Annotated in this window: 17 protein-coding genes and 1 pseudogene; 16 read left to right on the top strand and 2 right to left on the bottom strand. The window is 42.5% G+C overall.

What is annotated here, in order from left to right; genetic code table 11:
- Positions 1–32 precede the first annotated feature (32 nt).
- Positions 33–257, top strand: coding sequence for a hypothetical protein (locus JOC74_RS09075; RefSeq protein WP_053604274.1), 225 nt, complete (start codon positions 33–35; stop codon positions 255–257).
- A gap of 32 nt (positions 258–289) precedes the next feature.
- Here JOC74_RS09075 and JOC74_RS09070 read toward each other — a convergent pair whose 3' ends face one another.
- A complete protein-coding gene (locus tag JOC74_RS09070; RefSeq protein ID WP_053604273.1) occupies positions 290–802 on the bottom strand; it encodes a hypothetical protein in 513 nt (170 codons plus the stop codon).
- 270 nt (positions 803–1,072) lie between these two features.
- On the opposite strand from JOC74_RS09070, the gene JOC74_RS09065 reads away from it, so the two are divergent.
- From JOC74_RS09065 to JOC74_RS09000, 14 genes and pseudogenes are all read left to right on the top strand, one after another.
- Positions 1,073–1,708 (top strand): biotin/lipoyl-containing protein, encoded by a 636-nt coding sequence (locus tag JOC74_RS09065; RefSeq protein ID WP_053604272.1) that lies wholly within the window; start codon positions 1,073–1,075, stop codon positions 1,706–1,708.
- A gap of 37 nt (positions 1,709–1,745) precedes the next feature.
- Positions 1,746–3,350, top strand: a complete 1,605-nt coding sequence (locus JOC74_RS09060) for a DHA2 family efflux MFS transporter permease subunit (RefSeq protein WP_053604271.1) — start codon at positions 1,746–1,748, stop codon at positions 3,348–3,350.
- Positions 3,351–3,374: 24 nt separating this feature from the next.
- On the top strand, positions 3,375–3,899 hold the full coding sequence (locus tag JOC74_RS09055) for an NAD(P)H-dependent oxidoreductase (RefSeq protein WP_053604270.1): 525 nt from the start codon (positions 3,375–3,377) through the stop codon (positions 3,897–3,899).
- Positions 3,900–3,917: 18 nt separating this feature from the next.
- Positions 3,918–4,253 carry a hypothetical protein gene (locus JOC74_RS09050; protein WP_053604269.1) on the top strand — a complete coding sequence of 112 codons (336 nt, stop codon included), beginning with the start codon at positions 3,918–3,920 and terminating at the stop codon, positions 4,251–4,253.
- Positions 4,254–4,390: 137 nt separating this feature from the next.
- Positions 4,391–5,149 carry a 5-oxoprolinase subunit PpxA gene (gene pxpA, locus JOC74_RS09045; protein ID WP_053604268.1) on the top strand — a complete coding sequence of 253 codons (759 nt, stop codon included), beginning with the start codon at positions 4,391–4,393 and terminating at the stop codon, positions 5,147–5,149.
- 10 nt (positions 5,150–5,159) lie between these two features.
- Entirely contained in the window at positions 5,160–6,368 is a 1,209-nt protein-coding gene (locus tag JOC74_RS09040; protein WP_053604267.1) for an NRAMP family divalent metal transporter, read from the top strand.
- A gap of 14 nt (positions 6,369–6,382) precedes the next feature.
- Positions 6,383–7,174 carry a putative hydro-lyase gene (locus JOC74_RS09035; RefSeq protein ID WP_053604266.1) on the top strand — a complete coding sequence of 264 codons (792 nt, stop codon included), beginning with the start codon at positions 6,383–6,385 and terminating at the stop codon, positions 7,172–7,174.
- Between the two features lie 55 nt (positions 7,175–7,229).
- Positions 7,230–7,958, top strand: a complete 729-nt coding sequence (pxpB, locus tag JOC74_RS09030) for a 5-oxoprolinase subunit PxpB (protein WP_225970226.1) — start codon at positions 7,230–7,232, stop codon at positions 7,956–7,958.
- Positions 7,955–8,962, top strand: coding sequence for a 5-oxoprolinase subunit C family protein (locus JOC74_RS09025; protein WP_053604264.1), 1,008 nt, complete (start codon positions 7,955–7,957; stop codon positions 8,960–8,962). The genes pxpB and JOC74_RS09025 overlap by 4 nt, the downstream gene beginning before the upstream one ends.
- Positions 8,963–8,989: 27 nt before the next feature.
- Positions 8,990–9,928, top strand: coding sequence for a helix-turn-helix transcriptional regulator (locus JOC74_RS09020; RefSeq protein ID WP_053604263.1), 939 nt, complete (start codon positions 8,990–8,992; stop codon positions 9,926–9,928).
- Between the two features lie 53 nt (positions 9,929–9,981).
- Positions 9,982–10,284: a zinc ribbon domain-containing protein gene (locus tag JOC74_RS09015; RefSeq protein ID WP_211086124.1), complete on the top strand. Its 303-nt coding sequence runs from the start codon at positions 9,982–9,984 to the stop codon at positions 10,282–10,284.
- A 118-nt stretch (positions 10,285–10,402) separates the two neighbouring features.
- Positions 10,403–10,663 (top strand): annotated as a pseudogene (locus tag JOC74_RS23460) (GyrI-like domain-containing protein); the annotation flags it as partial.
- A gap of 357 nt (positions 10,664–11,020) precedes the next feature.
- A complete protein-coding gene (locus tag JOC74_RS09005; protein WP_148564335.1) occupies positions 11,021–11,200 on the top strand; it encodes a hypothetical protein in 180 nt (59 codons plus the stop codon).
- A gap of 239 nt (positions 11,201–11,439) precedes the next feature.
- Entirely contained in the window at positions 11,440–12,417 is a 978-nt protein-coding gene (locus JOC74_RS09000) for a nuclease-related domain-containing protein (protein WP_053604259.1), read from the top strand.
- 248 nt (positions 12,418–12,665) lie between these two features.
- On the opposite strand, the gene JOC74_RS08995 is transcribed toward JOC74_RS09000, so the two are convergent.
- Entirely contained in the window at positions 12,666–13,262 is a 597-nt protein-coding gene (locus JOC74_RS08995; RefSeq protein WP_053606113.1) for a nitroreductase family protein, read from the bottom strand.
- 392 nt (positions 13,263–13,654) lie between these two features.
- Here JOC74_RS08995 and JOC74_RS08990 point away from each other — a divergent pair, with 392 nt between their 5' ends.
- Complete coding sequence (locus JOC74_RS08990; protein ID WP_376773386.1) at positions 13,655–14,398, top strand: methyl-accepting chemotaxis protein; 744 nt, start codon at positions 13,655–13,657, stop codon at positions 14,396–14,398.

The raw sequence follows: 14,398 nt of genomic DNA, 5'->3' as shown, positions 1-14,398 counted from the left end.
GTGTAAGTATTAATATAAAAAGGATGAAGCGGATGTCAGAATTTAAGGAATACGAAAAGGAAAAAAAGCTGATTGATGGGCTTCTGGCTAATGGATACTACATTAGTCATGTGTATGAAAACTTTAATGGCTCTGTGCTTAAGTTTTCCCATTCGCAAACAGGTGACGTTAAGCAGTTGATCATAGGCAATGCAGATGCCAGAAAGTACTTTTCAAATGTGATCATCAATCAGAAAGAAAAAAATGCAACAAGCTAGAAAAGAGCAGTCTGGATGGCTGCTCTTTTACGTTAAACAATCAAATCCTGAATACTGAAGGAAAGGTGCCACGAGATTTTGCCTATTTGTTTTTCGGGAAAATAAGAAACATAATGAATTAATTCGTCTCCAAGGTGGGATATCACGCCATCATAGCCCTTCAGAAGCAAATACTCCTTTATACAATCCCCGATCCTTTCAGAAGAAGGCTGTGACATCGATTCAAATAGAGCTGATGATGTTTTCCACGTCCATGCATCCAATTTCAGCTGTTTTTCTCCATAATTTCGATTAAGAATCAATGGATTTTCAAACACGACTTCTTGCTTTAAGACAACCCCAGGCTGTAATTCAGCCTCTGCATGACAAAACGCGTACTGAGCAGCGAGCTCTAAATCGTTTACCATATAAACCCCTTGGCCATAAACGGGTTTTGCTGTAATCCCATTGCAAAAAACTCTCGATTCGCTCCTTACATACTTTTGATGCCTGATCACATGCTCAGCTTCCCTTAAACTTATCCCGCGATAAGAGGTTCTTTTCAAACCACTCTCCCCCTTTTAAAAGCTTCCCTTCAAGAGTAAGTATTCTTAAATGATTTAGACATGCGAGGACAAAGAAATAAATAGGTGAAATTTACAATAGCATATTTTTTGAGTAGAAATGGAATTTTTGTAAGGAAATATACCAATTGATTGATTTCTAATTATTTACATGTAAAATCTGAAAGCTTTCTGTTGATTTTTTTACTATCCTAAATTAATATTTAACTTTGTTAACAAATTTATTTACATGTTTGAAAGGAGAAAATCATTATGAGCAGAGGAAAATTGCTTGTAGCAAATCTAATTGGACTTATTGTCATTCTTGCTCTCATTGCAGGAGGCGTTTATTTTTATTATCAAAACAGCTCATTTGTCAAAACAGATGAAGCGCATGTACAGGGGGACCGGACACAAATCGTTGCTTCGGCTGCTGGTGTTTTGAACGACTGGAACATGAATGAAGGAGATAAAGTATCCAAGGACGATAAAATAGCAAAGGTCAAATCTGAATCCGGTTCACAGGATGTGAAGACCATTTCTGATGGAACGATTGTTAAGAACGAAGCGCAGGATGGACAACTCGTTCAAGCCGGGCAAGCCTTGGCGGAAGTTATCGATATGGATAACCTGTACGTAACTGCAAATATTAAAGAAACCGATTTAAGCGAAATAGAAGTAAATGACAAAGTAGATGTCACAGTCGACGGGGATCCGGGTTCCACATTTGAAGGGACAGTTGAAAAGATCGGCTATGCAACAAACTCCACGTTTGATTTGCTTCCGCAAACAAACGCAAGCGGGAATTATACGAAAACGACTCAAAAGGTTCAAGTGAAGATATCTATCAGTAACCCTTCTGATAAAGTTTTACCGGGTATGAACGCGTCTGTGAAAATTGAAAAATAATGAAAGCTCAGGTTGAACAGAAAGGAGGTTTTTTACCATGGCATTGCAAGAAAATAAACCAAAAACAGAAAATCCGAAATCGATTCTGATCATTCTAATGGCTGGCTTGTTTTTGGCTATTTTAAATCAAACGCTATTGAACGTGGCGTTGCCTCATTTAATGACAGAATTCGGTGTTGACACCTCTACTATCCAATGGTTAACGACCGGCTATATGCTGGTCAATGGCATCCTGATTCCTTTGTCTGCTTTTTTGATCACCAGATTCGGCAGCAGGTCTTTATTTCTTACAGCGATGATGTTTTTTACAATTGGAACATTGATCTGCGGAATAGCGACCAATTTTCCAATCATGATGACAGGGAGGCTCATCCAAGCAATTGGGGGAGGAATTTTACAGCCGCTTGTTATGACGACAATCCTATTTATTTTTCCGCCTGAAAGCCGAGGAAAAGGTATGGGTGTATTTGGGCTGGCCATGATGTTTGCTCCCGCTGTAGGTCCGACTTTATCCGGCTGGATTATTGAACATTATCATTGGAGGCTTATGTTTAATGGCCTAGTGCCGCTGGCTTTTGTTGTGCTGATCGCCGCATTTTTCTTATTCAGAAATATGGTTGAGCCGAGGAAAATTAAAATTGATCTTCTTGGAACAGTCCTTAGTGTCGCAGGCTTTGCCTCTTTGCTTTACGGGGTAAGCGAAGCGGGAAGTGAAGGCTGGGATGATCCTATAGTGCTGACAACTGTTATTATTGGTGTCGTTGGAATTGCCGCGTTCATTTTTCAACAGCTGAAGTCACCTGAACCTATGCTTGATTTTCGAGTGTTTAAATACGACATTTTCTCATTATCAAGCGTCTTAAATATCATTATTACGGTAGCTTTGTTTTCCGGTATGTTTTTGCTGCCGATCTATCTGCAGAATTTGCTTGGTTTTTCGGCATTGGATTCTGGGCTGCTCTTATTGCCGGGGGCATTAGTGATGCTTGTCATGTCACCGATTTCAGGAATACTTTTTGATAAATACGGACCGCGGCCTCTGACGATTGCCGGACTAATCATAACTGCGGTTACAACGTTCGATTATACGTTCTTAACGGTACAGACATCTTATACTCACATCATGGTCATTTATATGATACGCGCGTTTGGAATCTCACTGCTTATGATGCCGGTAATGACAGCAGGTATGAACCAGCTGCCAAAAGAACTGAACAGCCACGGAACGGCGATGGCAAATACCCTTCGTCAAATCAGCGGATCGATTGGAATCAGCTTAATTACTACTGCTTATACTAACCGGACATCGTTTCATTACTCAGTTATAGCTGATCAGACGAACACAGCAGATCCGAGTTTTATGCATAGCTTTCAATCTTATGTACAATCGATAGCAGGCCATCTGCATATTCCTCTTGATCAGGCGAAGCAAATCGTTTATAGCAGCCTTCTCAAACAGGCAAATGCCGAAGCAAATGTAATGGGTATTAACGACGCATTTTTTCTAACTGCTTTTATATGCGGCATTGGTGTCGTTCTTGCATTATTTTTAAGAGATGTGCGAAAAGATCATTTGCGAAAGAAAGCACATAAAAAGAACGTGAAAATGCTGCCTGCTCCAAAAGAAGTGAAAGAGTATTAAACTGAGAATTTAGGAGGGTGCAAGATGAAGATTTATGTTGTTTATGACAGTGAAGGCAATCATACGAAGCAGCTGGCTGAAGCGATTGAGAATGGAGCAAAAGAAATCCCTTCAGCGGAAGTTTTTATTGACCACGTTGATCAAGCTGATATTGATAAGCTTGAAGATATGGATGCAATTATTTGGGGATGTCCGGGCCATTTCGGAACCATCAGCTCAGGGTTGAAGTCATGGATTGACAAGCTTGGAAAACAGTGGGCAAAAGGGCTGCTTGTTAATAAAATTGGAGCCGTTTTTTGTACAACAGCTACAACTCATGGCGGCATTGAAACCACGATGCTGAACCTGATCACCCCGATGCTTCATCAGGGGATGATCATCGTCGGGCTTCCGGCGAATGTTCCAGAAAACGCCCTGTATGGCTCTTATTATGGGGCGGGCGTTACTTGCTCGGTAAACGATGGCGATATTTTGCCGGAGGAAGGAGCTGCAATTGGAACGGCTCTAGGAAGACGTGTTGCGAAAGTCGTCCAAGCGGCAGCAAACTAAGGAAAAGGAGATGATCGTATGACGTATTTGATAGGTATTGTCATCCTTGTCATTATTGTCATTGCAGCTCTCATTACGATGAATCTTAAAGCTGCCTCTCCTGAAAATAGAAAAACGGGTGCTCCCGATCATTTGCCGGAGGAAGAGCCAGAGAGGAACGAAGGGATCGGGAGTCCGGTAACCAGGGAAGATGTTCAGCCAGAAAAGATGAACGACGTCTCATACCGTCAGGCTTTAAAAGAGCTCCAACCTTTAGACAATGAAACCTATGATACAGAAAAGCCGAAAAACGAGCTTAATGACAATCTTTATCGAAATGTCTTAAAGAATTTTTCTGAAAATGACAAACGATAACGAGCGCGTATCCATCGGAAAAATCCACTGAATGAGGTGGATTTTTTTGTTCATATTAAAAATAGCAGATGAATAACGCCTCCCTTCTTATAAAATCGAATGTTATAATCGTCCTACCTGAGAAAGGAGTGATCTGTATGAGCAGAGTTGATGTAAACTGTGACTTGGGAGAAAGCTTTGGTACATATAAAAAAGGGAACGATAGTGAGATTCTTGATTATGTCACCTCAGCGAATATCGCATGCGGATTTCATGCGGGAGATCCGAGTGTTATGCGAAAGACGGTAGGCCTTGCGTTAGAAAAAGAAGTAAAAATCGGCGCTCACCCCGGTTTGCCAGATTTAATTGGTTTTGGTCGTCGGAATATGCAGCTTTCTTCTGAAGAAGCATATGACCTTGTTGTCTATCAAATTGGCGCCCTCTACGGATTTTTAAAAGCGGAAGGTGCTGAGATGCAGCACGTAAAACCGCATGGGGCTTTATATAATATGGCTGCCGCGGATCCTTCTTTAGCGGATGCTATTGCCAGAGCGGTATATAAGGTTAATCCTGAGCTCGTTTTATTCGGACTTTCCGGCAGTGAATTAATTAATGCCGGAGAAAATATAGGACTTGCTACCGCAAGTGAGGTTTTCTCCGATCGCACCTATCAACCAGATGGTACATTGACTTCCAGAAGCCAGCCTGAGGCACTGATTACGAATGATGAAAAAGCTGTCCATCAGGTGATTCGGATGGTGAAAGAAAAGAAAGTTGCAACGCTTGGCGGAGAAGAAATATCGATACAAGCAGACACCATCTGTATTCACGGCGACGGAATCCGTGCATTATCCTTTGCGAAAAAAATTAGAGGAGCATTCGAACAAGCTAACATTGAAGCAAAATCCGTACGCTAGGAGGAAAAACATGGATCCGATTAATACATCAGGAAAAAACGGAAAGAAAAGCAATTGGACGCTATTGCTCGGTGCGGCCTTTTTGATGGCAACATCAGCGATCGGACCCGGGTTTTTAACTCAAACGACAGTATTTACCCAAAGCCTGCTTGCAAGCTTTGGTTTTGTTATTTTAATTTCATTACTATTAGATATTTTCGCCCAGACGAATGTGTGGCGCATCATTGCAGTCACTGAAAAAAGAGGACAGGATATTGCTAATATGGTGCTGCCGGGTCTGGGCTTTGTACTTGCAGGCTTAATCGTGATCGGAGGATTGGCATTCAACATCGGCAATATTGCCGGTGCCGGTCTCGGATTGCAGGCTCTATTTGGCATCTCTCCGCAAATGGGGGCTGCAATCAGTGCAGTAATTGCCATTCTGGTCTTCTTGGTAAAAGAAGCAGGAAAAGCGATGGACCGTTTTACGCAAATTGCCGGCATTGTTATGATTTTATTAACGATTTACATTGCCTTCGCTACAACACCACCTGTTGGAGAAGCTGCAGTAAAAACGTTTGTGCCTGACAAAATTGATATACTTGCAATTGTGACACTTGTCGGAGGAACGGTAGGCGGATATATTACATTTGCAGGCGGTCATCGGCTTTTGGACGCCGGAGTCAAAGGAGTTGACAGTCTTCCGGAGGTAACGAAAAGCTCGATTATCGGAATATTGGTTACGACGGTAATGCGTATCGCTTTATTCCTTGCTGTGCTAGGTGTTGTGTCTAGCGGAGCAGCATTAGATCCAAACAACCCGGCTGCCTCCGTTTTTCAGAATGGAGCTGGAATGATTGGGCTTAAATTTTTCGGTATTGTGATGTGGGCGGCTGCGATTACGTCTGTTATCGGTGCTGCATACACCTCTGTTTCGTTTATTCAAACCTTCAGCCCGGCAATTGAAAAAAATAAAAATCTCATTATTATTGCGTTTATTGCCATTTCAACAATTGCTTTTATAACGGTTGGACGTCCTGTCGACGTTTTGGTTATTGTCGGAGCATTAAATGCTCTTATTTTACCGATCGCTCTTGGGTCGCTTCTAGTTGCGGTAACGAAAAAAAGAATCGTCGGCGACTATAAGCATCCGAAATGGCTGCTCATTTCAGGAATGTTTGTTGTTGTCGTCATGACGTTTATGGGGATTTATACGATCATTGATTTATTTCAATCATAAGGAGAGTGGCAGTCTTGAAAAATTTAGCCGGGAAGTCTCCGCGTGAGATTCGTGAGTTAATCCGAACCAACCAGTTTAACGGGCCGACAGCAGGTGTGGCCAGAGGATATGCCCAAGCCAATCTCGCAGTATTAAAAAAAGAAGACGCCTTTAGTTTTCTGCTTTTTTGCCAACGAAACCAAAAACCCTGTCCGTTGCTTGACGTGACCGAACCAGGTTCGCCGATACCTTCCCTGGTTGCTCCAGAGGGTGACATTCGAACTGATATCGGAAGCTACCGTATCTATCGGAATGGAGAGTTATCTGAAGAGGTTCAGGATATTACGCCATTTTGGGAAGATGACATGGTCGGTTTTCTGATTGGCTGCAGCTTTACTTTTGAACACGCTTTGATCAACAATGGCATTCCGATTCGGCATATTGACCTGGGGTGCAACGTACCGATGTATAAGTCGAATATCGCTTGTACAAGGGCAGGGAAATTTGACGGGAATATGGTCGTCAGCATGAAGCCGGTAAAAGAAAAAGATGTGGTCCGTGCTGTCCAGGTGACGAGCCGTTTTCCAGCTGTTCATGGCGGTCCGGTACACATTGGGAGCCCAGAAACAATTGGGATCCAAGACTTGGCTGCGCCTGATTTCGGTGATGCGGTTTCAGTTGATGCTGGGGAAGTTCCCGTATTTTGGGCTTGCGGAGTAACCCCCCAGGCTGTTGCCATGCATGCTAAGCCGGAACTGATGATTACACATTCCCCAGGCCACATGTTTGTAACCGATGTTAGCGATGAACAATACGGTGTACTATAATGAATACAGAAAACTTTGATTTTCTGTATTTTTCTTTTATATAGAGGTGATGTTATTGTCAGCGAAAGAATCAAGAAGCATAACGATATCCTCCCTTGGTGATTCAGCAATAACAGTCAGGTTTGGCGAAGAAATCAACCAGAAGGTGCATGAAATGGTCCAGACTGCTGCCCGTTATTTTGAAGATCACCCGTTTAAAGGCTTCATTGAATGTGTAGCCTCATTTACAAGTGTTACTCTGTTTTATGATCCCTGGGTCGTCTATAAGGATTCGAAGCAGGCTCCATTTGAGTGGGTGAAATCGAATATAGAAGAAAGCCTTGATAAAATGCCAGGCTCATTGGAAAGTACTGCCCGCACCATTCGTATCCCGGTATGCTATGGTGGCAGATTTGGCCCTGATTTACAGGAGGTTGCAGCCAGCAATGGCCTGACAGACGATGAGGTAATAGACATCCACACGAATGGGGAATACACAGTTTATATGATCGGTTTTGCCCCTGGTTTTCCTTTCCTCGGAGGGTTGGATGAAAAAATCGCAGCCCCGAGGCGCTCTTCACCGAGAACTTCAATTCCGAAGGGCTCGGTTGGGATCGCAGGGAAGCAGACTGGCGTGTACCCTATTTCAACACCTGGGGGCTGGCAGCTGATCGGACAAACCCCGCTAGCTTTATTCAGGCCGCTATCTGAACCACCGAGCCTGCTTCAAGCAGGAGATATCGTTAAATTCCACCCGATAAGTGAAGAAGAATTTTTAGCATATGAAGAGGAGGAAGACGCATGAGTCTCCTTATCGAAAAACCCGGCCTGCTCACGACAATTCAGGATCTCGGCCGATTTGGCTACCAAAAGCATGGTGTTCTGACGGGAGGTGCAATGGATACTTACTCTCTCAGAATTGCAAATTTCCTTGTCGGCAATCCTGAAAACGAAGCTGCTCTCGAAATCACTTTAATGGGACCCGGACCCTCACTTCGAGCAGAGGAAGATGTACTGCTTGCCGCAGCTGGGGCTGATGCAGCACTTTCGATTGACGGGAGCCCGATGAAAGCGTGGAAACCGTTTGTTTTAAAGAAGGATCAGACGCTTACCTTCGGACCCAGGCGTTCCGGCTCACGCTGTTATTTAGCAGCTGCAGGAGGATTTGATGTTCCTATAGTGATGAACAGCAAAAGTACATATCTCAGGGGCGCGATTGGCGGGTTTAGCGGAAGAGCGCTGCAAAAAGGAGATCCACTGAAAATCGGTGAAAAGAAGGAAGCGGTCCTGAGGTTTATGAATAAGCTGCTTAATGAATACAGCTGCGCCGCTCCGGAATGGTCTGTCTATTATCCTCCTTTTCTATCTTTTAAAAAGGAACCTGTCATTCGGGTGATTCCGGGAGAACAATTTGAAAAGTTTACGAATGAAACACAAAAGAAGTTTTTATCTGAAGCTTTTCAAATTTCCGGCCAGTCAGACCGGATGGGCTACAGAATGAACGGACCGCAGTTAAAATTGACAGAGCCACTCGAAATGCTTTCTGAAGCTGTATCCTTTGGGACGATACAAGTACCTCCTGATGGCAATCCGATTATCCTCATGGCAGATCGGCAGACGACCGGAGGCTATCCGCGTATTGGACAAATAATAACGGCCGACTTACCTACCATTGGTCAATTGATGCCAGGTGAAAAGCTCCGTTTTTCTCCAGTAACTCGGAAAGAAGCTGAAGACATCCTGATAGAAAACGAACAAATGATGACTGAGCTCCAAACCGGTATTGCATTGGAATACAGGAAAACATAACCTTAGAAAGGAAGTTGGGTCACCGGGATGAAATTGGATCGGCTGTTAGCAATCATCGTTGTGTTGCTTGGGAAGCGCAGAATTCAGGCAAAAGAGTTGGCTGATATATTTGAAGTTTCTGTCCGAACGATCTACCGTGACATCGATACGATCAATCAAGCGGGAATTCCGGTCATCACTTATCAGGGGACCGGAGGCGGCATCGGAATCATGGATGAATATCGTATCGAGAAAAAGTGGCTGACCGAAGATGAACTTGCAGCTATCGCTACAGCTTTACATAGTATTTCCTCTACGTATGACTCCAATCATATGAGAGCTGCATTGGAAAAAATCCGAAATCTTGTCAAGCATGATGGTGAAAGTAAATTTCAAGCAAAAACAGACAAGTGGTTTATCGATATTTCGACTTGGGGAAAAGACGAGAAGATAAAAAATAAGCTGCAGCTCTTAAGCGAGGCAATTGACAGCACTCATATCGTTTCATTTTCCTATGTAAATAATAAAGGGATGGTTTCAGTAAGGCAGGCTGAGCCGCATACGTTGGTACTGAAATCGCGGAACTGGTACCTTTATGCCTACTGTATGGAGAAAGAAGCATTTCGCTTTTTTAAACTGATGCGGATGAAGGATATCCAGACATCAACCGTGACTTTTGTTAGGAGAAAGGTAGAGCTTACAGACCTTCCTTGGGATACAGAATGGAATAAGCCTGAAAATTTGGTGGAATTAGAGATTCGTGTGAAAGACAAAGGCAAAAGACTGGCTGAGGAATGGTTCGGAGTCGAAGCAATACAGCTGAATGAGCGGGAAGAAATGATCATTACTACAGCGTATCCGGAAGACGAAGGGCTGTACGGCTTTTTGCTGAACTTCGGCACGTCTATTGAAGTGGTCCGGCCGTTGCATATTCGTAAAAAACTAAACGAATTAGCAAAAGAAATTTATCACATGTATGAAACCTGACAAACTGCTGTCAGGTTTCTCTTTGTATACTTGGAGAAAAAGGAGGAGATCAAATGGAACAAATTTGCCAAAGCTGCAGCATGCCAATGTCATTAGAGGTTTTTGGAACCGAACAAACAGGAGAGAAAACGAATGAATATTGTAAGTATTGTTACGAAAACGGTACATTCACTCAGCCAGACACCACAATGGAAGAAATGATAGAAATCTGCGTACCGCATATGACAGGGGAAGGAATGCCCGAGCAGCAAGCGAGATCGATTTTAAAAGAAGTACTGCCTGCATTATCGCGTTGGAAAGGTGATCCGTTATTTGTGAAATTGCCGACGCAGGTTTTCAACGGAGACATCGAATGAGAAAGAAATAGACGGCAAAGGAGAAATTCCGTTGTTATGGGAGCGATATTTTGCAAGGCAATCTCCAAAAGAAGATATTATTGCTTTATATACAAATTAGACAAGTGATGAATCAGGGGGGTATACTTTTGCGATTGGAAGCTTTACAGAAAAAAAGGAGGGATCTTCATTTTCCAGCCTGCTGCCGGAATCAACATATGCGGTATTCACTTCTCGAACAGGAAATGTCAAAGAGGTGGTGCCTGAATTATGGAACACAATCTGGAATTGGAAAGACAAGCATCCGCGCACCTTCACAGGAGATTTTGAAGTGTATGATGCTGAGTCAATAAATCCAGACGAAGCACAAGTGAAAATATATATTGCTGTGAAGGCTTAGGTTTTTGGCTCCATCTGCATATGCAGGTGGATTTTTCGTATTGTCAGCAGCCTGTCTGGAGCAGTTGCGAGGCGAATTATTTAGAAAATGGTCCAAAAAAAAGGGGAAGAGGTCGCAAAAACTTCCGTAGCGGTCAGAATCCCGTGAGCAAAGCGGATTCGCTGCCTGAGGAAAAGCTGCCGGAATCGGGTGAGGTCGAATAAATTCGCTAGTGGTCCGAAAAAAAGCAGAAGAGGTCGTAATAAATCCCGAAGTGGTTACAAAAATCAGCGAAGCGGTCGCAAAAACACTCAGATCGGTCAGAATCCCGTAAGCGGAAGCGGACTCACTGCCTGAGAAGAAGCAGCCGTACCCGGTGTGGGAAGAATAATTTCGCAAGTGGTCCGAAAAAAAGCAGAAGAGGTCGCAATAAATCCTGAAGTGGTCACAAAAATCAGCGAAGCGGTCGTAATAACTCCCGAAACGGGTCGAATCCCGTTTGAGAAGCGGATCGGCTGCCCGAGGAAAAGCTGCTGGAATCGGTTGGGGGTCGAATAATTTCGTAAGTGATCCGAAAAAAAGCAAAAGTGGTCGCAAAAAATAGCAAAGTGGTTACAAAAATCAGCCAAACAGTCACCAAAATTCCCTTATCGGTCAGTATTCTCCTGGTAAAAGTAGATTCTTAATCCAGGCAGAAGCAAGATCGACTTTTTCTATAAAAATAATCTTAAATTAGAGGTATACCTTCTCCATTGCCGAAGCAACTCGTATAATAGAAGAAAAAGGAGTGTCCCTTTTTGATCGTAAAAGATAGAAAAATCCCCCGAAAAATTTTAATCTTCAAGGCTTTGTTAAGAAGACTGCCTTCAAATCATCCCAGCCGCAAAAAAATCGAAGAAGAGCTGTTAAAAAGTTATGCCGGCTATCGGGGAGAGCAATCGATTGACTACCACTTAACTTTTCTTCCGGCAGACAAGTATCATTTACTGCATGATCTCAGGCTTCAAAATCGCCAAAAGCATTATTTTCAAATGGATACTTTAATTTTGTCACCGCATTTTTTTCTGATCCTTGAAGTGAAAAATATCTCTGGAAGCCTGTACTTTGATCAGGTATTTCACCAGCTGATTCGTACAGTTGACGGCAAGGAAAAAGGATTTCCGGACCCTATTTTGCAGGTGAAGAAACAGGAGAAGCAGCTCAAATACTGGTTAGCAGATAATCATTACCCGAGTGTACCGATTGTCTCATTGGTCGTCATTAGCAATTCTTCGACAATTATAAGGTGCTCCCCTAATGAGAAAGAAATGAAAGAAAAAGTGATCCACTCCAATGCACTCCCTTTCAAGCTTGAAGCTCTCGAAGCATTACATAAAACAGTGAAATTATCGAATAAAGAACTGAAAAAAATTTCTCATCGCCTTTATAAAAATCATCAACCAATCCAACCTTCTATTCTGCAGCAATTCCAAATCGCAGAGAAAGACATTCTGACAGGTGTGCATTGTCCGTCTTGTGATCGACTGCCAATGAAAAGAGAAGAAGGCAAGTGGAAGTGTGATCATTGCGAAAACTCAAGCAATGATGCCCACCTTTCCTCATTAGATGACTACGCTCTTCTTTTTAGTACTGAGGTTACAAACCAACAAATACGCCGTTTCCTTCATATGAAATCCGTCAAGCAATCCAGAAGTCTATTAACATCCATGAATTTGCACAAAACAGGAATGACCAAAGGCAGAACATACCACCTCGAACCGCCGCAATCATTTTAAAAACCGATTCTTAGGTTTAGATCTGCTAAAAAGAGTTTAAATAATTCAGTAGATCAAAGCTTGAAAAGAGGTGTCCGCTTTGTTTTTTTATTTGCTCGACTTTATCTGGCTTATGCTCTTGACAGTAGCCGTAAAGGGTGCGATGAACGTTCTTGGCGGCCATTTTAGCAAATAGCTTTTTTCGTCTTGGTTTTTGCAGCATTTAAAAAAGCCAGCGTTCGCGAGAAGCTGGCTTTTTGTACGACGACTTATTTGTAAATTTTCACGCGATCTTCAAGTGGTAAAAATTCTTTTTCTCCTGCTGGGGCAACCGGTTTCCCAAATGGCATCTGGGCGATCATCTTCCAGCTTTCCGGGATGTTCCATTCTTTTTTTACATCTTCTTCAATGAGTTCTGTGTAATGCTGCAGAGTTGCGCCGTATCCTTCCAGCTCCAGTGCCGTCCAGACAACAAGTTGATGCATGCCTGATGTTTGTTGAGACCAGATTGGGAAGTTATGTGCATATGGTGCGAACTGTTCTTGCAAAGATTCGATCACTGTTTCGTCTTCGAAGAAAAGAATCGAACCGTATCCATTTTTGAAAGAATTGATTTTTTCTTCTGTTGGTGCAAATTGTTCAGCAGGTACGATTTTGCGTAACGCTTCTTTTGTAATATCCCAAAGTTTATCGTGCTGCTCGCCAAGTAGGACGACTACCCGTGAACTTTGTGAGTTAAAAGATGAAGGTGTATGTTTTACGGCATGCTCTACGATTTCTTGAATTTTTTCGTCTGATGCTACATTTTCCTTACTGATGGCATAAATTGAACGTCTGTTTTGAATCGCTTCATAAAAGTTTGTCATAGCTTTTGTCTCCTTATTCGAAAATAGTTTGCTGAAGCCTCCCATAAGTATTCACCTGTCTGACATAAGTTATAAGTAAGTTACTTTACGTAAGTAAGTATAAATAATTAACATAGTTACGTCAAGTAAGTTCGTTAAATAAAATTTAAGTACATGTCAAAAAGATTCTTATACTTAAAGAAAAACAGATGATTTTTGAGTATAATTACCTATAAAAGAAAATCACAGGAGAAGATGTGCTACGTGGGCCGTAAGCAAAAACACGGCAGCTTTTTCAAAAAAATGAGGCGGAAACTAGTTCTTTAGACTCGGAATTAATTGATCAATTTATCAACGAATCTCAGGTGGCTTCTGATCAGTTGCTTTCGGCGGTTGAAGAGGTCCATTCCGCGATGGACCGGCTAAAGCGAATTGCAGACAAATCGGTTACAGAAAGTGAAGGATTAAAGGAAAGTAGCGACAAAGCGATGGAGCAAATTCAAGATGCTTTTGCCACCTTGCAGCAGGTTTCCGCCGCAGCTGTACAAATAAAAGAAATATCCAGCCAGTTAAGTACTGATAGCAATGATTCGCTAGAGACTGTCAGCGATGTTAGAAAATCGTTGGCGAATACAAGTCAAATGGTTACTGAGCTGAAGGAATATAATCAATCCGTCAGTAAAAAAATTGCCGAGCTATCCCATCAAGCTTCAACGATTGAAGATATGAACAGCATCATCAAAGAAATTATCAAAAAAACGACAATGCTCTCGCTGAATGCATCAATTGAAGCAGCAAGAGCAGGGGAACATGGGAAAGGATTTTCAGTTGTCGCGCAAGAAATTAAATCGCTTTCCGATCAGAGCCGTGATGCAGTTAATCAGTCATCGCAGCTGCTCTCTGCCATTGAGGAGAGTGTTTGTGAGGTAGTGGAGTCCGTTGAAAATGAAAAAAGGGCAGTCGAAAAAGGAATTGACGAAATAGAAAAAATGTCAGCTCAGATGGAAGGCATATATCAAAAGAAAAAGGGTGTTCATCAACAAGTTGAACAAACAGAGAACGCCAGCATAAACCAATCAGCCATGTCACAAAATGCCGCTGCAAAACTTGAATTAGTTGTAAAGACGGTTCAGCTGACTCTTGATTTTGTGACATGA

Origin of the sequence: Bacillus capparidis, from assembly GCF_017832095.1 — a bacterium.
Taxonomy (GTDB): domain Bacteria; phylum Bacillota; class Bacilli; order Bacillales; family Bacillaceae; genus Bacillus; species Bacillus gobiensis.
This window is presented reverse-complemented; position numbering and strand designations above follow the sequence as displayed.